The following is a 20,443-nucleotide window of genomic DNA, read 5'->3' on the forward strand; positions in this document are numbered from 1 at the left end:
CGCCAATCAATTTGCCATTCTGTTTGGGGAACGCTTTACCAACGCGATCAATTAATCAAACCGCGACCCCGGCACACAAAATTCCTGACAGGTCCTCGGTCGCAGTCCCTCGCCTCTTGCGCTTGAAGAGATGAGGCAGACCAAGTCATCAACTCACGGCCGACATTCACATGAGCACCGACCCAAATGACCGGATCTCTCGCTTGCTTTCTGTTTGCAGCAGAATTGTTGTAACGGCGCAGACTCAATTTGATCCGAAAGACAAAAGACACACCCTCGTCCTCGCTGACATACGAGACCCTGCTGCGATTGAAATAGCAAAGAATGTGCTTCTCGTCGACCCGGAATCATGTCATGGAAGTTGGATGAGCCCGGTCGATTTCCATATTGCCTTTTTAGCTGGGAAGACTCTGATTGGAAGTGTGGGTGTTGTTTTAGACAGTTGGCTTAGAAGTTCAATGTGGGAGGGGGATTACGTGATTAGCAGCGATCACGAATTTCGAGCATGGTTGGAGGGTCATATAGTGCTAAATGGACCTCTTGATCGCTGATGCAATCGCCTGCCTGCGAAGCTATCGGCCAGTGACAGGGTAAGCAATTTAGGGAGACATCATGACAGTGAAGCGCATGGACAACGTAGGCATTGTGGTGGAGGACCTTGATGCCGCCATTGAGTTTTTCTCCGAGCTTGGTCTTGAACTGGAGGGGCGCGTGCCAATTGAAGGAGATTGGGCTGACGGCGTGACTGGTTTGCATGGCATGCGCGTCGAGATTGCGATGATGCGTACGCCGGATGGCAACAGTCGGCTTGAGCTGTCCCGCTTCTTCGCGCCAGCGGTGGTTTCCGATCATCGTGCCGCGCCCGTGAATTCCCTGGGCTATTTGCGCGTGATGTTTGCCGTGGATGATATCGACGGTACGCTGGCTCGGCTCGGCAAACTTGGGGCGAAGCTGGTTGGCGAGGTGGTCCAGTACCAGAACGTGTACCGGCTCTGCTACATCCGCGGGCCGGAAGGAATCCTCATTGGGCTGGCCCAGGAGCTTGGCCAGAAGTGATGCCACAGAGGAGGTGCATGCTAGAATTTCCCAAAATATTCGACCATGACATATCCACACCGACTCGAGACTGCACTCGCACACCTTGCCGCAACCGGCATCATGAAGAGCAATTACGCGCCGCCGTTGTTCCGCATTCTTTGGCGGATCGGCGTTCATGTACGACCGCCGCACTTCGCGAGTTTCAGCGCCAATTTCCTGTTGACGGGTGCCTGGTTTGGCGTCGTATGGGGTGCGCTCATGTGGCTCCTGGTCTGGCCGGGAACCGGTAAATCGTCTCTCGTTGCTGCGATTACGGCCCTGGTGTCCGGAGTATCGTTTGGTCTTTGCATGGCGTTGTACTACCGCCACGGTGCCCGCAAGTACAAGCTGCCTGAGTGGTCGCAGATTCCGCAGGAAAAGCTGGTTCGATGATGGCGCGGTGCTCTATACTCGCCACGATTTTCCAATTCGCGCGGCGCATAGAGCATTTGAAATGACCAACATCACTGCTAATCAAGTTCCTCCACGAATCCTTCGACGGCAATCCCTGGCGCTTGTGCTGCTGGTGGCCAGCGGCGTCATTAACTACCTGGACCGTGCCACCTTGGCCGTGGCGAACGAATATATTCGTGCGGACCTTGGCTTGTCGCTCGGTGAGATGGGTGTGCTGCTGTCGGCATTCTCGTGGAGCTACGCCTTATGCCAACTTCCGGTCGGCGCGCTGGTCGACAAGATCGGGCCGCGGTGGCTGCTTGGCATCGGCTTGGTGGTGTGGTCGGTGGCACAGGCGGCGGGCGGATTGGCTTCGACCTTTGGCTTCTTCGTGCTGGCGCGTATCGCACTTGGGATCGGGGAGGCGCCGCAGTTTCCTTCTGCGGCGCGGGTGGTGAGCAACTGGTTCCCGCTGCGGTCGCGCGGAACTCCCACGGGCATCTACAATTCAGCGTCTCCTTTGGGCGTTGCCTTGGCGCCGCTGCTGCTGCCGCCATTGATTGCGGCGACCAGTTGGCATTGGGCGTTTTTCGTCACGGGCGGGCTTGGCCTGCTTGCTGCAATTGTCTGGGTGAGTGTCTATCGCGATCCGGTGCGTGAGGAACTGAGCGCGGAAGAGCGTGCCTACCTTGAGGCCGGCGAGTCCAGCGAGGCCGCACCAAAGACCAGTTTCGCCGCCTGGCGGGCCCTGTTCCGCCATCGTGTGACCTGGGGCATGATGTTCGGCTTTTTCGGTTCCGTGTACCTGAACTGGGTATACCTGACCTGGCTGCCCGGTTACCTGCGCACTGAGCGTCATATGGACCTGACAAATGCGGGCTTTGCATCGGCCATTCCGTTCCTGTGCGGCTTTGCCGGCGCCCTGATCGCGGGCTGGGCGTCCGATCGCATCGTGCGCTTTGCGCGCACGCCGATATCGGGCCGCCGTAACGCGGTGGTGGTGGCCACGCTGGGCATGGTGGCGTTCACGATTCCCGCTGCGCTGGTGGAGAGCAATGTCGTGGCAGTGGCGTGCATCTCCATTGTGATCTTCCTCGCCAACGCCTCATCGGCCTGCGCATGGTCGCTTGCCACGGTGGCGGCCCCGCGCAGCCGGATTGCATCACTCGGCGCGATCCAGAATTTCGGTGGCTTCCTGGGCGGGGCGCTGGCGCCTGTCCTTACTGGATATATCGCGCAAAACTGGTCCTTTGTACCGGCGCTGCTGACCGGTGCGGGTATTGCCTTCCTTGGAGCCATGTCTTACCTGTTCCTGGTCGCGCAACCCATTCCTGAAGAAGAGTGACATGATTGATTGATCCGCACATGTCCCACAGAAGCAAGTTCGCAACCTTACTGGCGATTGCCAGCGCCGCACTCATCGCCGCCTGCAGTCAGAAGGCCGACGGCGTGTCGGATGAAGACATCAGGGTGTCTAGCCTCGAAGCCCTTCCAGACATTTCGAACCGGTTGATTGGCAAGGAACGCCAGGTCAAGCCGAGCGAGCCGGATTACGTTCCTGAGCCGATAGCGTAGTCGCTGAAGACTCAATTGGGCAAGTGGCCAAAGGGCGAGGAACTGGCTGGTGCGCTTTCCTACTGTTCCGGTGCCCTGGTTTCCAATCGACTTGGCGCGAAGTCCGCTTGCGATGACGGGTATTCGCCCACACCGGAAAATACATGCATCGAGAAGCATGGCTATGGCAGGAAATCCATCGGCCAGGCACTGACCGCGGATCGCCGCGACCTGAATGGCGACGGCGTCAATGACTACATCATCTCGGACCGGTATTACTGCGATAGCTTGTCCGCAAACCAGGCCAACGTATACTTCGTCATGCTGTCCAATTCGAAAAAGGATTTCACGCTGGCATATGCAGACTGGGCGTCGTATGCCATGTATGTGGTTGACGACAAGGTCAACGGCAAGCCTGTCCTGATCGAGTCGGCCGGCAAGTCCTTCGGGACTTACTCGACAATCTATGAGCTGCGTGATTCGAAATTCTTGCCAAAGGCTTGCGTTTTCCACGACGAGAAAGGCTATAGCGCCTGCGAGCTTCCAAAGCCGCAAAGCTGAAAGGGTTCTTGATGCGCAAGCTTACGTTTGCCCTGGTTGGGGCACTGGCCGGAATGGTCGCGGTGTCGTGCTGGATCGGTGGCGCCATCGGTTGGGAACAAAGCGGGCTGTGGCCGGCGTGGCTCGCGGTGCCGCTTGGCGTTGGCATGGGGCCGATGTACCTGATAGAGGACTTGATGTCCCTCGCCGAAGGCAAGCCGCAGGACATGATCGCCTTGCCGCACGCGCTTGCCGTAGGGTTGGCCGGTGGTGCACTGGGCTGGCTGATTGCCCATTTCCGACAATAGTCGTTTGGGTAAGTAACTTTTTGTGAGAATTTGAGGCGGCGTTGGCGCGTACAATATTGCACCCTGATCCTCCGCGCAATGCGGCAGCGTTGCAAGCACATGAAGACCCAATTTTCTACCGCCACCAGCCTTGACGGCTTCATTGCCACCGAAGACGACTCGCTCGACTGGTTGTTCCCGCTCGGCGATGTCAACGACAGCAGCTATCCCGAATTCATAGCCCAGGTAGGGGCGATTGCGATGGGTTCTTCCACCTACGAGTGGATGCTGCGCAATGCCGATACGGTGGCGGCGGAAGTTGGTTCGCCGTGGCCCTATACACAACCCACCTGGGTATTTTCTTCGCGTACCCTGTCGCTCATTCCGGGCGCCGACCTGCGCTTCGTGAACGGCGATGTGCGGGCGGTGCACGGCGCCATGCGCGAGGTGGCCGGCGGCAAGAACCTGTGGATCGTGGGCGGCGGCGACCTGGCCGGACAATTCCATGATGCCGGGCTGCTGGATGAACTGATCGTGCAGGTCGGCTCGGTGACGCTGGGGCAGGGTAAGCCGCTGTTCCCGCGCCGCTTGACCAACCCGCCGCTGTCGTTGCAGTCGGCGCGCAAGATCGGATCCGGCATGGTGGAGCTGCGCTACCTCGTACAAAGACTCTGAACGTATGCTGATCCGTCCTTATCAAACATCCGACTGGCAGGGAATCTGCCTGGTGCATGACGCGGCGCGCAAGTTCGAACTGGAAGCCAGCGGCCTGGCCGATGCCTTCCTGACGCTGGAGGAAACCGGCGAGGAAGCGGGCTTGTTCGATGCCGCCTTGCTGGTGGCGGAAGTCGACGGCGAAGTTGCCGGCTTTGCCGGCTTCACTGACGACGAAGTCACCTGGCTGTACGTCGATCCCGCGCGCTATCGCAAGGGGATTGGCCGCGCTCTGGTCGACGCCGTGTTACGCGAATCGGGCACGCCTTTGTCGCTGGATGTCCTGGTCGGTAACACGGCCGCCCTGGCTTTGTACCAAAGTGCCGGCTTCAAGATCATCGACACGATCAGTGGCAAGCTGGCCGGCAATGAGCAGTTTGCCGCGACGGCACATGTTCTTCATAACTCTAACTCTCAACTGGGGAAATCAATTGCTGGACAGGACTAACTACTTCGTCAAAGAACACGTCGGCGTGCTCAAACTGTCGGACACTTACGACATCATCGACCCTGATACCCAGCAGAATCTGGGCGTGGCACAGGAAAAACTGAGCTTCCTGGTGCATGCGTTGCGCCTGGTGATCGACAAGCGGATGCTGCCGACCAAGGTGGAAATTTCGGAACAGGTCAACGGCCCTGCGCTGCTGACCATCAAGCGCGGCGTGACTTTCCTGCGTTCGCGAATCGAGATCCTGGACCGTTCGGGCCAGGTGATCGGCTACTTCAAGTCCAAGCTGTTCAGCCTGGGCGGCGGCTTCTTCGTCTACGGCACGCGCGACCAGTTGGTTGCCGAAGTGAAGGGCGACTGGAAGGGCTGGAACTTCAAGTTCCTCGACGCCAAAGGCAATGAGAAGGGCACCGTCAGCAAGAAGTGGGCTGGCATCGGCAAGGAGCTGTTCACCAGCGCCGACAACTACATGATCTCGATCGCCGACGACTTCAAGGCCAACTCCGGCTTGCTGCTGGCCGCTGGCCTGGCGATCGATATCGTCTTCAAAGAGCGTTAAGCACTAGCCTGGCCGCAGGATCACCTTGCGGCACTCCTCTTCCTTCTTGTCGAAGATGCGATAGCCTTGCGCCGCCTGTTCAAGCGGCAGGCGGTGTGTGATGATGGCTTCGGGATGCAGCCTGCCTGCGCCGATGAATTCCAGCAGTCCGGGCATGAAGCGCTGCACGTGGGTCTGGCCCATCTTGAAGCTGATGCCTTTATCGAAGGCATCGCCAAACAGGAAGCCGTGGATAAAGCCCGAATATACGCCCGGCACACTGACCGTGCCGCCGCGCCTTACGGCGGCGATGCACTGGCGTAGCGCGGCGCCGCTGCTTCCTTCCAGCTTGATTGCCGTCAGCGCCGTTTCCAGGGCGCTGCCCTTGGCTTCAAAACCGATGGCATCGATCACCGCATCCACGCCGCGCGACGCGGTGTTGTCGATAATGTATTCGGCGGCATCGACCTCATCGAAATTAACCGGAATCACGCCGTAGGCCTGGCGCGCAAAGTCGAGCCGGTAGCCGTTGTGATCGACCATGAAGATGGTCTCCACGCCCAGCATGCGCGCACACGCCGCTGCCATCAGGCCCACCGGGCCGGCGCCGTAGATGGCCAGGCTGTCGCCCGGCCCGACGTTGGCGTTCAACACAGCCTGGTAGCCGGTCGGCAGGATATCGCTCAAGAACAGCACCTGCTCATCGTCCAGCGCATCGGGGATGCGGATCGGGCCGACGTTGGCTTTCGGCACCCGCACGAATTCGGCCTGCCCGCCCGGCATGCCGCCGTACAAGTGGGTGTAGCCGAACATGGCGGCGCCTGAGCGCAGGCTTTTCTTGTTCATGATGGCGCCACGGTCGGGGTTTGTGGTCTCGCAGGCGGAGAACAATTGGCGCTCGCAGAAGAAGCAGTTGCCGCAGGCGATCACGAAGGGCACGACCACGCGGTCGCCGCGGGACAGTGCGGTGACGCCGGGGCCGGCATCTTCCACGATCCCCATGAATTCGTGGCCGAGGATGTCGCCTTCCTTCATGCCGGGCACCTTGCCGCGGTAGAGGTGCAGGTCGGAGCCGCAAATCGCGGTGGCGGTGATGCGCAGAATGACGTCGTCCGGCTCCTGCAGGATGGGATCGGGCACCGTGTCCACCTGGACATCATGTGCGGAGTGGTAGGTAAGGGCGCGCATGACAAGCTCCTTGGGTTTGCATTGCGCCAGTATCGTCACCACAGCCGGCACGCCAAGCGGCGCGCGTGCCGTGCCGCTGTAGGCGCAGGCCTTCAAGGCTGCGCGTGCTAGACTCTGGCGATAGTCAGGAGGACTTGCGATGAAAATTCGTCAACTTTACGTGGCGGTGCTGGCCGCCGGGCTGTCGGCCATGGCGCCTGCCGCATGGGGCCAGCAGGCCTCGGTCCAGGACAAGCCCGAGGCACGCCAGCAGGCCAAGGCCGGCGTGAACGGCGAATCCTCCACTGCTGCGCGCAAGGCCAGCGCTCTACAGGCGCCGAAAAAAGGGGGCGAACCGGCCACCCAGCCGGACCGGCGCGAAAAGGCGATGCAAGTCTCCGGCGGCCTGCAGAAAAAAACCAGCGAAACGGCGAACGCGGCCGCTTCCAACATGAAGTAAGGCCCGGGCTGCCCGGCCTTGTTAAAATCATGCCCTGAACCTCTTTTCGAGCTGGCATGAGTATCCAAACCGACAATTTCACCGAGCAGCGCATCATCGACGCGGCGCCGTCCTCCCCGAACGAGGAGGCCATCGAGCGCGCGCTGCGTCCCAAGCACCTCGATGAATACGTCGGGCAGTCCAAGATCCGCGACCAGCTCGAAATTTTCATCTCGGCCGCCCGCAAGCGCAGTGAAGCGCTGGACCATACCTTGCTGTTCGGTCCTCCCGGCCTGGGCAAGACCACGCTGGCCAATATCATTGCGCGCGAAATGGGCGTCAACCTGCGCCAGACTTCCGGCCCGGTGCTGGAGCGCCCGGGCGACCTGGCCGCGATCCTGACCAACCTGGAAGCGAACGACGTGCTGTTCATCGACGAGATCCATCGCCTGTCGCCGGTGGTCGAAGAGATCCTGTACCCGGCGCTGGAGGACTACCAGATCGACATCATGATCGGCGAGGGCCCGGCGGCGCGCAGCGTCAAGCTGGACCTGCAGCCTTTCACCCTGGTCGGCGCCACCACCCGCGCCGGCATGCTGACCAACCCGCTGCGCGACCGTTTCGGCATCGTGGCGCGGCTGGAGTTCTATACCACCGATGAATTGGCGAAGATCGTCGCCCGCAGCGCCGCGCTGCTGAAGGCGAATATCGACGAAAGCGGGGCGGTGGAAATCGCACGCCGTGCGCGCGGCACGCCGCGTATCGCCAACCGCTTGCTGCGCCGCGTGCGCGACTACGCGGAAGTGAAGGGCAACGGCGACATCACGCGCGAGGTGGCCGATGCCGCGCTGCGCATGCTCGACGTCGACCACGTTGGCTTTGACGTCATGGACCGCAAGCTGCTGGAAGCGGTGCTGTACAAATTCGGCGGTGGCCCGGTCGGCATCGGCAACCTGGCGGCCGCCATCGGCGAGGCCGCGGATACTATCGAGGACGTTTTGGAACCATACCTGATCCAGCAAGGCTTCCTGCAACGCACGCCGCGCGGCCGCGTCGCTACCGCGCAGGCCTACCAGCATTTCGGTGTCACGCCGCCGCGCAGCAGCGCCACTGGAGACCTGTGGGATGCGTAAGTTGGCAGCGCTGGGCGCGGCGGCGTTGGCCGCGCAAATCGCCTCGGCCGCAGTGCCGGTACAGGGTTACTCGATCAAGGCGGCTTACCCGCACGATCCGCAAGCCTTCACCCAGGGCCTGTTCTTCAAGGACGGCTTCCTGTGGGAGAGCACCGGCCAGTACGGTGCGTCTTCCGTGCGCAAGGTGGAACTTGCCACCGGCAAGGTGCTGCAAAAGCGCGACCTGCCGGAGAAAGTGTTCGGCGAAGGCATCGCGCCGCATGGCGACAGCATTGTCGGCATCACCTGGATGAACCAGGCCGGTTACGTGATGGACCAGGGCAGCCTGGCCATCAAGGGCACCTTCAATTACCTGGGTGAAGGATGGGGCCTGACCAGCGACGGCGAGCGCCTGTACATGAGCGACGGCACGCCGGAAATCCGCGTGCTCGATCCGAAGACCTTCGGCGAGCAGCGCCGCATCAAGGTCACGGCCGACGGCCAGCCGCTGGCGCAGATCAATGAGCTGGAGTGGGTGGACGGCCAGATCTATGCCAATGTCTGGCAGACCGACCGCATCGCCCGCATCGACCCGTTCAGCGGCCATGTGCTGGGCTGGATCGACCTGTCCGGACTGGCGGCGACCGCCAAGGTGGGCAACGATGTCGACAATGTCCTGAACGGCATCGCCTACGACGCCAAGTCGCACCGCCTGTTCGTGACCGGCAAGCGCTGGCCGAAGCTGTTCGAAATCGTCCTGCGGCCGCACAAAAAATAGTAACTGTCGGTAGGCTTGCCTCATGGAGTTTTCCGCGCAAGAATAGCTTGAAAACTCAGCCTTGCGGAGGCTCGCCGTGCTTGCGCGTTCCAGCAGCTTGTTCTGGAAACTGTTCCTGCCCATTGCCTTGCTCCTGGCCGGGTGCGGTCTGGTCATTTCGGCACTATTGCCAATCCTGATCAGCGAGAATGCGGAGCGCGATGCGGTGGACTCGGCGCAGGCCACGGTGCGCCAGTTCCTCCTGCTGCGCAAGTACTACACCGAGAACGTGGCGGCGCGTGTGCTGGCGCAGACCGATATGCGGGTCGACCCGGACTATCGCAGCAAGGAAAACGCGATCCCGCTGCCGGCCACCATGATCCACGACCTGAGCGATTTGATGCAGGGCGGCGGCACCACGGTCAGGCTGTACAGTCCTTTTCCCTTCCCGCAGCGGCGCGAGCGCCCGGTCGACCAGTTCGCGCGGGATGCCTGGACCTACCTGCAGAATACCCCCGACGGCGTCTTCTCCCGCACTGAAACCCTGCATGGCCGCAGCACGGTGCGGGTGGCGCTGGCCGACCGCATGAGCGCCCAGGCTTGCGTTTCCTGCCACAACAGCCATCCGCAAAGCCCCAAGACCGACTGGAAACTGGGCGACGTGCGCGGCATCCTGGAGGTCGATTCCACGCGCGAGGTGGCCAGCGCCACGCGCATCGTCAGCTGGGTCTTGTTCGCGTTCGGCACCGTGCTGGTACTGGTGGCGGTGGCGCTGCGCGTGTTCTACCAGCGCAATGTGGCGCAACCGCTGCACCGGGCGCTCGATTCGGCGCGCGCGCTGGCCGATTCGCGCGCCGGCCATGTGGCGGCGGTGCAGGCCGTGGCAAGCGGCAACCTGGACCATGATTTCACGCCGGCGCCGCTGCCGCAGCTCGACCTGGCCGGCGTGGCGCACGACGAGGCGGGCGACCTGCTGCTCTCGGTGGCGGGGCTGGCGGAGTCGCAGCGCAGCTTCGACGATGCCTTCGCCAGGATGACCGAGGCCCTGCGTGCCAGCAACCTGGCCGACCGTGAGCGCGATTGGCTCAAGTCCAGCCAGAATGAACTCAATACCGTCATGCGCGGCGAGCAGGAACTGGCCGCGCTCGGGCAACGCATCCTGGATTTCCTGGCGCAGCGCCTGCAGGCGCGCGTCGGCGCGCTGTATGTGGATGAGGGCCTGGGCGCGGGCATGTGCCTGCTGGCAGGTTATGGACTGGCGCAGGAGCGGCACCCGGCGCGGGTGGCGCCGGGCGAGGGCCTGGCGGGGCAGGCGCTCCGCGACGGCAGGCGGATGCTGGTCAGCGAGGCCCCGCCGGGCTACCTGGAAATCGGTTCCGCCCTGGGCAGTGCCGAGCCGTCCTGCGTGCTGGTGTTGCCGTTGCAGCATGGGCGCAATATGGTGGGGGTGGTGGAGCTGGGCGCCTTCCGCCGCTTCAGCGGCAACCAGCTGGCGTTGGTCGACCTGTGCGCGGAAGCGGTGGCCATCGGGCTGGAGGTGAACATCACGCGCCATCGCACGCGTTCCTTGCTGGCGGAAACGGCGCAGCAGGCGGAGGAATTGCGGGTGCAGCAGGAAGAGCTCCAGCAAAGCAATGCGGAACTGGAGGAGCGCACCGACCTGCTCGAGCGGCAGCGCGAAGAGATCCAGCGCGTCAGCGCCTACAAGAGCGAGTTCATGGCCAATATGTCGCACGAGCTGCGCACGCCCTTGAATTCCATGCTGATCCTGTCGGCCCTGCTGAAGGAGAACAAGGCGCACAACCTGAACGAGCGGCAGCTTGAATACGCGGGCACCATCCACAATGCCGGGCGGGACCTGCTGAACCTGATCAACGATATCCTTGACCTGGCCAAGATGGAGGCGGGCAAGGTGGAGCTGAATATCGAGCCGGTGGAGCTGGCGGGATTGTGCGCCGACCTGCTGGCGCAGTTCCAGCCCCAGGCCGAGCAGAAAGGCCTGGCATTGCAGGTCGAGCGTTTGCCCGGCACGCCGGCGGCGGCGATGATGGACGGGCCGCGCGTGCAGCAGGTGCTGCGCAACCTGCTGGCCAATGCGCTCAAATTCACGCACCAGGGAAGCGTGGCATTGCGTATCTCCGTGGCGGGCGAGCAGTTGTCGTTTGCCGTCAGCGACACGGGGATCGGCGTGCCGGCGGACAAGCAGGTGACGATCTTCGAAGCGTTCCGGCAGGCGGATGGCAGCATCAGCCGGCATTACGGCGGCACCGGGCTCGGCTTGTCGATATCGCTCCAGCTGGCGCGCACCATGGGCGGGGCGCTGCACCTGCACAGCGTGGCCGGGGAGGGCAGCACATTCACGTTCATGCTGCCATTGCTGCCTGGCGGCGGCGCAGCGCAAGCTGACCGGCCTGGCGTTGCGGTGGCCGCGCCGGCCGGGGACGACGGCGTGCGCCGCATCCTGATCGTGGAAGACGATCCTTTCTTCGCCAGCCTGCTGGCGGATTTCGTACACGGCCGCGGTTACACGCCGCTGGTGGCGGCCGATGGCGAGCAGGGGCTGCAACTGGCGCGGCGCGCCGCGCCGCATGCCGTTCTGCTGGACGTGATGATGGCGCGCATGGATGGCTGGGAAGTGATGCGCGAGCTGCGCGCCGATCCCCGTACCAGCCACCTGCCGGTGCACTTCATCTCCTGCCTCGACGAGATCCAGCGGGCACGCGACCTGGGGGCGCTGGGCCTGGTGACCAAGCCGGTCAGTCCTGAACAATTGGCGCAGGTATTCGACACCATTGAGCATGCATGGGCCGGCGCGCTGAAGCGCGTGCTGGTGGTGGAAGACGACGCGAGCCAGTTAAGCAGCCTGGCCGCGCTGCTGGAGGGGCGGGAAGTGGAAGTGGTGCGCAGCAAGTCCGGCCGGGAGGCGCTCGATTTGCTGGTGCACAGCCACTTCGACTGCATGGTGCTGGACCTTGGCCTGCAAGACATGTCCGGCTATGAAGTACTGGAGGCGATGCAAGCCGCTCCCGGCTTGCGCCACCTGCCGGTGGTGATTCACTCCGGCCAGGACCTGACGCGCGAGCAGCTGCGCATGTTGAACCGTTACGCGCGCAGTGTGATCATCAAGGGGGCCCACAGCCCGCAACGCCTGTTCAGCGAAGTGCAGCTATTCCTGCATAGCGTGGAGCAGGGCGGCGACGCCACCCATCAGGAAGCCTTTGCCCTTGCAGGCAGCAAGGTGCTGGTGGTGGACGACGATATGCGCAACCTGTTCTCGCTCGCCAGCCTGCTCGGCGACCGCGGGGTGCAGGTCATCGAGGCCGAAAACGGCCTGGAGGCGCTCGACAAGCTGGCGCAGGAAAGCAAGGTGGACGCGGTGTTGATGGATATAATGATGCCGCAGATGGATGGTTACGAGGCGATGCGCCGCATCCGCGCCGATCTCCGCTTCAAGGACTTGCCCATCATCGCGATGACCGCCAAGGCAATGCCGGGCGACCATCAGCATTGCCTGGAGGCGGGAGCCAGCGATTACCTCGCCAAGCCGATCGACACCGCGCAGCTTTTATCGCTGTTGCGTGTCTGGATTAGACGCTAGGGGAGCGCATGGACCTGAACATCCCGGTGCTGCTGGTCGACGACCGACAGGAGAACCTGACGGCGCTGGAAGCCTTGCTGGAAGATATGCCGCTGCCGCTGCACCTGGTCAAGGCCATGTCCGGCCATGAAGCCTTGCGCCAGTCGCTCAGGCATGATTTCGCGGTGGTGCTGCTGGACGTGCAGATGCCCGAAATGGACGGCCTGGAGACGGCCGAACTGCTGCGTACCAACCCACGCACGCGCCACCTGCCCATCATCTTCGTCACCGCCGGCCTGCACGACCGCGTGCGCCAGTTCAAGGGCTATGAAATGGGCGCGGTGGATTTCCTCAACAAGCCGATCGAACCGGCGGTGTTGCGCAACAAGGTGGCCGTGCTGTGCGAACTGTACGCCAAGGTGCAGGAGCGCACGCAGGCCCTGCATGAATCGGAGCGGCGCCTGCGCATGGTGATCGACAGCGCCTGCGAGGCCTTCATCGCCACCGACAGCCAGGACATCGTCACGGACTGGAACCATGCGGCGGAAGACTTGTTCGGCTGGCGCCGCGATGAAATGCTGGGCCAGCCGGCCGGCAAGGTGCTGTTGCCGCCTGCGGGGTGCAGCCAGCGTGGGCGTCACCGTACCGGGCGCGAGTTCGATGTCGAAGTGTCGCAGTGGCAGGTGCCGCAATCGCAGCCGCCCGCGTTTGCGGCGCTGGTGCGTGACATCACGCAACGCAAGGAAGCCGAGGAAGCGCGCAGTTGCGAGCTGCGCCAGGCCCTGCAGCAGATCGTCGAGCAGGAAAAAATGGTGGCGCTGGGCAGCATCGTGGCCGGCGTGGCGCACGAATTGAATACGCCGGTCGGCAACCTGGTGTTGCTGGCATCGACGCTGCGCGACCGGGTGGGCGAACTTGCCGGCAATGCGCTGGCCGGCAAGTTGACGCGCTCCTGCCTGGTGCAGGCGGCCGGCGAATGCCGCGAAGCGAGCGAAGTGCTGATCCGCAGCGCGGACCGGGCGCGCGAATTGATCGAAAGCTTCAAGAACGTGGCGGTGGACCAGACCAGCCAGCGCCGCCGCCAGTTCGACCTGCAGACCTGCCTGCACGATATCCTGGTCACGCTGGGGCGCATGATGCGGCAGGCGAATGTGACGGCGGAACTGCAGGTGCCGCCCGGCGTGCTGATGGATTCCTACCCGGGGCACCTGGAGCAGATCCTCAACAACCTGATCGTCAACTCCATCCTGCACGGCTTTGAGGGGCGCGGCTGCGGCAAGGTGTCGATTGCAGCCAGCGTGGCGGGCGACCATGTGCGGCTGGTCTACAGCGACGACGGGGTCGGCATCGCGCCGGAGCTGCAGCAGAAGATCTTCGAACCCTTCTTCTCCACCAAGGTCGGCGCCGGCGGTTCCGGGCTCGGCATGTACATCGTGAACAACCTGGTGAGCGGGGCGTTGCAAGGCAGCGTGAGCCTGAGCAGTGCGCCGGGGCAGGGCGTCCGGTTCGAGTTCAGCCTGCCGCTGGCGCCTGCCTGAGCCGCCGCCCGCGCCTTATTCATCGCTGTAGATCTTCCCGCCGAATTTCAGGGCGCTGTGCTCGCGCTGCGATTGCAGCAAGGGATAGAACATCTGCTTGTCCCAGCGCTCGGCGCCGAACAGCCGGTCGTCGCGCAGGCCGAATTCGGCCGGGTAGCGGCGCGTAATGTGGGCGGTGCCGAACAACACGTCCCAGAAGAACAGCAGGTTGCCGAAGTTGCCCTTGTAATGGCCGATGCCGTCGGCGTTGGTGATGGCGTGATGGGCGCGGTGCGTGGCCGGGGTGGAGATGGTGCGCTCCACCAGCCACATCAGGGGGCGCAGGGCCCGGATCCGGTACAGCGGCTCGTCCCAGGCCCAGGCGCAGTGGGCGCCGAGGATCACGGCCTGCTTGACGACGACGTAGGCGAAATACATCCAGCCGCAACCCAGGTAGACCATGGCGCCGGAGAACCAGATGCCGGGCATCATCAGGTAGTAAAAGAAGTTGTTGCGGTAGGTGATGCGGATGCTCATGTAGGAAGCCGAGTGGTGGGCGCGGTGCAGCGGCCACAGTCGCGGCGAATGCGAGATGCGGTGCCACCAGTACTGGCTCATGTCGTCGCCCACCAGCAGCAGTCCGGCCCAGGCCCACCAGGGCAGTCCGGCCCAGGCGTTGCGCAGGCCCGGCGCCAGCCACTGGCCCAGCGCGCTGGCGCCGAACAGGATCAGCGGCTGGGTGATGGCCAGCAGGCTGACTGCCATCAGCACTTCCAGCGCAGTATCATTGGCGCTGGCACGTACCGTGTCGCGGTAGCGCCGGCTCGCGAATTCAGCCAGGGCCAGGCCCGCAACGACCAGTGCCAGCAGCGTGTACATCATGTTGTTGTCCATGTTCCGGGTCTCCTTTGGCCACCATGATGCAGGGCAGCGCCGGCAAAGATTGTTCAATTCCGGGCAATTCAGGATTATTTTGCATGCAGATATTCTTCGACAACCCCTGGTTCGCCCGCCTGCCGGCAGCGCAAGCCCAAGCCTTGCTGGCGGTGGCGCGCAGCGTGCGCCTGGTACAGGGGGAAGTGCTCTACCTGCAGGGGGACACGGCAGCCGGGGCGCAGGACGGACTGTGGGGCGTGGTGCGCGGCGCGGTGCGCCTGTCGGTCATGCATGCGGACGGCAGCGAGGCCATCGTGACCATGGCGGAAGCGGGCAACTGGTTCGGCGAAACGGCCCTGCTGGCGGACTTGCCGCGCAGTGCGACCGCGACGGCGCACGCAGACACGGAGCTGCTGGCGGTCAGCGCCGAACGCTTCGCGGCCCTGATGCAGGACGTGGTGTTTGCCAACGCCATGGCGCGCCTGGAAGGGGAGCGGCTGCACGCTGCGTTCGGCCTGATTGCCGACATGGCGATGTACAGCACCTGCACGCGCCTGGCGCGGCGCCTGTTGATGATGGCGCACGGCGACCTGACCCAGGCGGCGAGCGCGCGCAGCACCATCGCCGCCTCGCAGGACCAGATCGCGATGATGCTGGGCGTCGGCCGCACTACCCTGAACCGGGAATTGCAGGCGCTGGCCGGTTGCGGCGCGATCGCCCTGCGCTATGGCCAGATCGAGCTGCTCGACCTGGAAGCGCTGCGCGCGGCGGCGGCCTGACAGCGCATCACTGGCGCGGCATTTCCGTGCCGGCCAGTTGTGCCAGGATTTCGCGCGCCGCCTGCAGCACGCGCTGCGCCCCTGGCGACAGGGTGCGCCCGCGCAAGCGGATGGTGGCAATGTCGGCCCACAGCGGCGGCAGCGGCACCTGCACCTGTGCCAGCCGGCCCTCGGCGGCCGCTTCGGCCAGCGCCGCATGACTGGAAATCAGCAGTAAATCGCTTTCGGCCACCACGTCGACCAGGGTGTGCACGCTGTCGCAACTGAGCATGATCGGCAGGTCGCGCCCGGGCGGCAGGCGGAACAACTTGTTCATCTGCGTCATCAGCACTTCGGGAATGGTGGGCGCCGCCATGCCGTAGGGCAGCAGCTCGGGCGGGGTGACGTCATCCCGTCCGAGCAGCGGGTGGCCGGGGCGGCAGTAGATGCCGCCGTACTGGCGGCATTCGTGGGTGATGATCAAGTCTTCGGCCGGTTCGATCAGGCGCACGTCGGACATGAAGAATTCCATTTCTTCGCCGCGCAGGTGGTCCAGCAGGTAGGTCGAAGTATTGATGGTCACCGACAGGCTGATGCCCGGCTGGTCGGTGCGTACCTGGCGCAGCATGCGCGGCAGCAGGGCGCCCGAATGCAGGGGGCCGATGCCGAAGGCCACGTGGCCGCTGTCGCCATTTCGCAACAAGGACAAATCATGTTCCATGTTGCGTACATCAAACAGTAAGCGCCGCGCGTGGTTGAAGAAGGCGGCCCCGGCCACCGTCACCGCCACGTTGCGGTTGCCGCGGTCGAACAGCAGGAAGCCCAGCTCGTCCTCCAGGGTCTGCACGGCGCGCGACAGGGCGGGTTGGCTGATGCTGATCTTCTCGGCCGCCCGGACGAAATTGCCTTCGTCGGCGACCGCCAGGGCGTAACGCAAGCGCTTGAAATCCATGAAAAATCCTCTAGTATGCGGAATATGCATTGTGCGGATAAATACAATGCATTGGACGAATAGTAGTGTCAAACACATACTCGTTTCAACGACAGCGTTAATAAAACGCGGCGCAACTGGAGACACTGTGATGAAAGTTCAGGAATTCGACCCTGCCGTCGTAGGACGCGGCGCGTCCTCTCTGCTTGACGTGCTGGAAGTGCAGCGCGCGGCCTTCAATGCCGACATGGTGCCGGCGGCCGCGCTGCGGCGCGAGCGGCTCGACCGCCTGCAGGCGATGGTGGCCGACAACGAGCCGGCCATCCTGGCCGCGATCGACAGCGACTTCGGCGGCCGCGCGCGGCAGGAGATGGTGCTGACGGAACTGTTCGTCGTGTTGTCGGCCATCCGCCAGCAGCGCCGCAAGCTGGGACGCTGGATGCGCCCGCGCCGCGTGGCGACGCCGCTGCACATGCTGCCCGGTTCGAGCCGGATCATGCCGCAGCCGCTGGGCGTGATCGGCAATATCGTGCCGTGGAATTACCCTTGCCAACTGGCGCTGGTGCCGGCGGCGGCGGCGCTGGCGGCCGGCAACCGCGTGATGATCAAGCCAAGCGAATTGACGCCGGCTTTTTCGCGCCTGCTGGCGCAACTGGCAGCGCAGTATTTCAGCCCGGCGGAACTGGCCGTGGTGGAAGGCGGCGTGGAGGTCAGCCGTGATTTTGCCGCGCTGCCGTTTGACCATCTGATTTTCACCGGCTCCACCGCGGTAGGGCGCCAGGTGGCTGTCGCCGCGGCGCATAACCTGACGCCGGTGACGCTTGAGCTGGGCGGCAAATCGCCCGCCATCATCGATGAGAGTTGCGACCTGGCCGAATCGGCGCCGCGCCTGGCGTTCGGCAAATTGTTCAATGCCGGCCAAACCTGCGTGGCGCCCGATTACGCGCTGGTGCCGCGCGCGCGCGTCGAGGAGTTCGTGCGCGAAGTCAGCGCGGCGGCGGCGGCCATGTATCCCCGGTTTGCCGGCAACGAGCAGTACACCAGCATCATCAGTGAGCGCCATCACGCGCGCCTGCAGCAGCTGGTGCAGGATGCCGAGCAGCAGGGCGCACGCGTGGTGCACATTGGCGCTGGTGCTGGTGCCGGCGCAGCGGGGCAGGCCGGCGAGCGGCGCATGGCGCCGGTGCTGCTGCTGGACGTGACGCCCGAGATGGCGGTGATGCGCGAAGAGATCTTCGGTCCGCTGCTGCCGGTGGTGCCGTACGACACGCTGCAGCAAGCCATCGCCTTCATCAACCAGCGCGAGCGCCCGCTGGCGCTGTACTGGTTCGGCAAGGAGCGTCGCAACTGCACCAAGGTGCTGCACTCGACCATCTCCGGCGGCGTGACCATCAACGACGCGCTGTGGCATGCGGCGCAGGAAAACCTGCCCTTTGGCGGCGTGGGCGCCAGCGGCACGGGCGCCTATCACGGCGAGCATGGCTTCCTGGCGTTCTCCAAGCAAAAGCCGATCTACCGGCAGGCGCGCCTGAACGGCTTCGGCCTGTTCCGCCCACCGTACGGCCGCGTCTTTGACACGCTGGCCGATTTCCTGAAACGCCATATGTAATGGCTTAGTGCATGCAAGTTCAGGCAGTTCCTCCGCACGCGATGAAATGTTAGGCTAGCTTGCCAGCGGCATAGACGCCAATGGCAATGTGCAGAAGATGATTCGCGTGAGGAGTTTAAGCAGTTAAGCAGTTGAGCAGTTGAGCAGTCAAATAAGTCTGTATAAAAAGCTGTAAAAAACCATTAGGAGACACTAGGATGACGAGGAAGTACAACCGTACCATGGCATTCGCTGTGGCGGCGGCGCTGGCAACCCCACTGGCGCACGCAGATACCTTCACCACCGACAATGGACTGGAAGGACGCTGGTCCCTGAATATGTCGGTCGGCACCAGCATCCGGATGAAGGATGCAGACAAGAACCTGATCTCTGTACCCAATGGCGGCACGGCAGGCGCCGGCGCCGACGACGGCAACCTGAACTTCTCCAAGCACGACGCCTATTCCACCGTCGGCAAGCTGACCGGCGAACTGGAATTGAAGGGCAATACCTACGGCCTGTTCATGCGCGGCTTCGCCTGGTACGACAAAACGCTCAAGGGCAAGGAAATGCCGCACGGGCATTACAACAACGGCTACAAGTCGAACGGCGAGTTGAACGACAACGGCTTCGACCAGCTGTCCACCTTTGACGGCGCCGCGCTGGCCGACGCCTATGTGTTCGCCAACTGGGACCTGGGCGGCAAGGCGCTGAGCGCCAAGCTGGGCAACCAGGTGATCAACTGGGGCGAATCGCTGTTCGTGCCGGGCATTAACGCGATGGGCGCCTTCGATACCAGCGCCGCGCGCCGCCCCGGCGCCCAGGTCAAGGAAATCCTGCGCCCGCAACCGGCCCTGATGGCCAACCTGGGCCTGGGCAACGGCCTGTCGGTGGAAGCGTTCTACAACTTGGGCTGGCGCCAGAACGTGGTGGACGGTTGCGGCACCTACTGGTCGGCGGCCGATTCGCTCAACTGCAACAACGGCACCGTGCTGTTTGGCGACGGCACCAAGCTGAATGACCAGGGCCAGTACAATGGCGCGCCGTTCCTGGCCGCGTTGCCGGCTGCGCTGAATCCGGTGCTGGCCTCGCTCGGCCTGTCGCGCAGCATGCCGCTCAACTTCCGCATGACCACGGCGGAAAAGATCAAGCCGAAGAAATCCGGCCAGTTCGGTCTCTCCAGCCACTACTTTGCCGATGCCATCGCGACCGACTTCGGCGTCTACTTCGCGCGCTACCACAGCCACTCGCCGATCGTGTCGGTGGTCAAGCAGCCGTCGGCGCTGCCGTCGGTCTGGTCGGGCCGCCTGGCGCAGCTGGTGAAAGCCGTGCCGTCGCTGGCGCCCGCACTGGGCACGCTGGGCGTGCTGCCGGCCGGGAATATCGTGTGGGACTACAGCGGCGAGAACGTGAAGACGCTGGGCCTGTCGGCGGCCACCGAAGTGGGCGGCTTCTCGCTGTTCGGCGAAGTGTCGCGCACCAAGGACATTCCGGTGCAGATCAACGCCATCGACCTGCTGGTCGGCACGGCGCTGGGCATCGGCCCGCAGGCCAAGCTGGCGGTGATCGCGCGCAACCCGGCGGTGCCGACCGGCACCGTGATCCACGGCTACGACCGCAAGGACAAGACCCAGGCGCAAGTGTCCTTCATCCGCCAGTTCCCGCAAGTGCTGGGCGCCGATTCGCTCACCCTGCTGGGTGAGGTGGCGGGCCAGAAGTGGAGCGGCATCGGCGACCCGAACACCAGCACCCGCTATGTGCGCGGCTTCATGTACAACTTCGGCCCGACCGCGGCGCTGGGCGGCACTTGCGGCCCGGCCGGCATCCAGCCGAACGCCTCGTACTGCGAGAACCAGGGCTATGCCACCAGCAGCGCCTGGGGCTACCGCCTGTCGGCCGAGATGCTGTTCCCGAACGTGGTGGCCGGCATCAACTTCAAGCCGCGCGTCTACTTCGCGCACGACGTGAAAGGCTATGCGGCGGACAACCTGTTCGTGGAAGACCGCCAGACCCGCTCCGTCGGCCTGCGCGCGGACTACAACAACCGCTATTACGCAGACATCAGCTACACCAGCTACAACAAGAGCGCCAAGTACGACCAGTTCCACGACCGCGACAACATGCAGTTCGTGGTCGGCGCCAACTTCTAATAAAGACACAGGAGACAGGT

General features: G+C 63.6%; 20 protein-coding genes. 17 read left to right on the top strand and 3 right to left on the bottom strand.

Features of this window, described 5'->3' with window-relative positions:
* Positions 1-612 precede the first annotated feature (612 nt).
* The 9 genes from BM269_RS27245 to BM269_RS27285 all read left to right on the top strand — a co-directional run bounded on the left by BM269_RS27245 (position 613) and on the right by BM269_RS27285 (position 5,572).
* Entirely contained in the window at positions 613-1,056 is a 444-nt protein-coding gene (locus BM269_RS27245) for a VOC family protein (protein ID WP_090445139.1), read from the top strand.
* A gap of 45 nt (positions 1,057-1,101) precedes the next feature.
* The gene (locus tag BM269_RS27250; protein WP_090445142.1) at positions 1,102-1,470 is read left to right on the top strand and encodes a DUF6404 family protein; all 369 of its coding nucleotides are present in this window, start codon (positions 1,102-1,104) and stop codon (positions 1,468-1,470) included.
* A gap of 61 nt (positions 1,471-1,531) precedes the next feature.
* Complete coding sequence (locus BM269_RS27255) at positions 1,532-2,815, top strand: MFS transporter (protein WP_090445144.1); 1,284 nt, start codon at positions 1,532-1,534, stop codon at positions 2,813-2,815.
* A 5-nt stretch (positions 2,816-2,820) separates the two neighbouring features.
* The gene (locus BM269_RS27260; protein ID WP_139232889.1) at positions 2,821-3,045 is read left to right on the top strand and encodes a hypothetical protein; all 225 of its coding nucleotides are present in this window, start codon (positions 2,821-2,823) and stop codon (positions 3,043-3,045) included.
* 15 nt (positions 3,046-3,060) lie between these two features.
* Positions 3,061-3,585: a hypothetical protein gene (locus BM269_RS27265; RefSeq protein ID WP_090445150.1), complete on the top strand. Its 525-nt coding sequence runs from the start codon at positions 3,061-3,063 to the stop codon at positions 3,583-3,585.
* A gap of 11 nt (positions 3,586-3,596) precedes the next feature.
* On the top strand, positions 3,597-3,872 hold the full coding sequence (locus tag BM269_RS27270) for a hypothetical protein (RefSeq protein WP_090445153.1): 276 nt from the start codon (positions 3,597-3,599) through the stop codon (positions 3,870-3,872).
* 99 nt (positions 3,873-3,971) lie between these two features.
* A complete protein-coding gene (locus BM269_RS27275) occupies positions 3,972-4,526 on the top strand; it encodes a dihydrofolate reductase family protein (protein ID WP_090445156.1) in 555 nt (184 codons plus the stop codon).
* A 4-nt stretch (positions 4,527-4,530) separates the two neighbouring features.
* Positions 4,531-5,013 (top strand): GNAT family N-acetyltransferase, encoded by a 483-nt coding sequence (locus tag BM269_RS27280; RefSeq protein ID WP_090445159.1) that lies wholly within the window; start codon positions 4,531-4,533, stop codon positions 5,011-5,013.
* Entirely contained in the window at positions 4,997-5,572 is a 576-nt protein-coding gene (locus BM269_RS27285; RefSeq protein WP_090445162.1) for an LURP-one-related family protein, read from the top strand. The genes BM269_RS27280 and BM269_RS27285 overlap by 17 nt, the downstream gene beginning before the upstream one ends.
* Before the next feature lie 3 nt (positions 5,573-5,575).
* On the opposite strand, the gene BM269_RS27290 is transcribed toward BM269_RS27285, so the two are convergent.
* Positions 5,576-6,739 (bottom strand): zinc-dependent alcohol dehydrogenase, encoded by a 1,164-nt coding sequence (locus BM269_RS27290; protein ID WP_090445285.1) that lies wholly within the window; start codon positions 6,737-6,739, stop codon positions 5,576-5,578.
* 139 nt (positions 6,740-6,878) lie between these two features.
* On the opposite strand from BM269_RS27290, the gene BM269_RS27295 reads away from it, so the two are divergent.
* The 5 genes from BM269_RS27295 to BM269_RS27315 all read left to right on the top strand — a co-directional run bounded on the left by BM269_RS27295 (position 6,879) and on the right by BM269_RS27315 (position 14,141).
* Complete coding sequence (locus tag BM269_RS27295; protein ID WP_090445165.1) at positions 6,879-7,178, top strand: hypothetical protein; 300 nt, start codon at positions 6,879-6,881, stop codon at positions 7,176-7,178.
* A 56-nt stretch (positions 7,179-7,234) separates the two neighbouring features.
* Positions 7,235-8,290, top strand: a complete 1,056-nt coding sequence (ruvB, locus tag BM269_RS27300; protein ID WP_090445168.1) for a Holliday junction branch migration DNA helicase RuvB — start codon at positions 7,235-7,237, stop codon at positions 8,288-8,290.
* On the top strand, positions 8,283-9,047 hold the full coding sequence (locus BM269_RS27305; protein WP_090445171.1) for a glutaminyl-peptide cyclotransferase: 765 nt from the start codon (positions 8,283-8,285) through the stop codon (positions 9,045-9,047). The genes ruvB and BM269_RS27305 overlap by 8 nt, the downstream gene beginning before the upstream one ends.
* Positions 9,048-9,123: 76 nt before the next feature.
* Positions 9,124-12,624: a response regulator gene (locus BM269_RS27310; RefSeq protein WP_170860498.1), complete on the top strand. Its 3,501-nt coding sequence runs from the start codon at positions 9,124-9,126 to the stop codon at positions 12,622-12,624.
* Positions 12,625-12,632: 8 nt separating this feature from the next.
* Positions 12,633-14,141: a sensor histidine kinase gene (locus BM269_RS27315; RefSeq protein WP_090445178.1), complete on the top strand. Its 1,509-nt coding sequence runs from the start codon at positions 12,633-12,635 to the stop codon at positions 14,139-14,141.
* Between the two features lie 15 nt (positions 14,142-14,156).
* On the opposite strand, the gene BM269_RS27320 is transcribed toward BM269_RS27315, so the two are convergent.
* The gene (locus tag BM269_RS27320; protein ID WP_090445180.1) at positions 14,157-15,014 is read right to left on the bottom strand and encodes a sterol desaturase family protein; all 858 of its coding nucleotides are present in this window, start codon (positions 15,012-15,014) and stop codon (positions 14,157-14,159) included.
* 83 nt (positions 15,015-15,097) lie between these two features.
* Here BM269_RS27320 and BM269_RS27325 point away from each other — a divergent pair, with 83 nt between their 5' ends.
* A complete protein-coding gene (locus BM269_RS27325) occupies positions 15,098-15,775 on the top strand; it encodes a Crp/Fnr family transcriptional regulator (RefSeq protein WP_170860499.1) in 678 nt (225 codons plus the stop codon).
* A 7-nt stretch (positions 15,776-15,782) separates the two neighbouring features.
* Here the strand turns inward: BM269_RS27325 and BM269_RS27330 are convergent, their stop codons facing one another.
* The gene (locus BM269_RS27330; RefSeq protein ID WP_170860500.1) at positions 15,783-16,706 is read right to left on the bottom strand and encodes a LysR family transcriptional regulator; all 924 of its coding nucleotides are present in this window, start codon (positions 16,704-16,706) and stop codon (positions 15,783-15,785) included.
* A gap of 130 nt (positions 16,707-16,836) precedes the next feature.
* On the opposite strand from BM269_RS27330, the gene BM269_RS27335 reads away from it, so the two are divergent.
* Both BM269_RS27335 and BM269_RS27340 read left to right on the top strand, forming a co-directional pair.
* Positions 16,837-18,294 carry a coniferyl aldehyde dehydrogenase gene (locus BM269_RS27335; protein WP_090445189.1) on the top strand — a complete coding sequence of 486 codons (1,458 nt, stop codon included), beginning with the start codon at positions 16,837-16,839 and terminating at the stop codon, positions 18,292-18,294.
* A gap of 197 nt (positions 18,295-18,491) precedes the next feature.
* Entirely contained in the window at positions 18,492-20,423 is a 1,932-nt protein-coding gene (locus tag BM269_RS27340) for a DUF1302 domain-containing protein (protein ID WP_090445192.1), read from the top strand.
* Positions 20,424-20,443 lie beyond the last annotated feature (20 nt).

This window comes from Duganella sp. CF458 (assembly GCF_900113115.1).
Classification (GTDB): Bacteria; Pseudomonadota; Gammaproteobacteria; order Burkholderiales; family Burkholderiaceae_D; genus Rugamonas.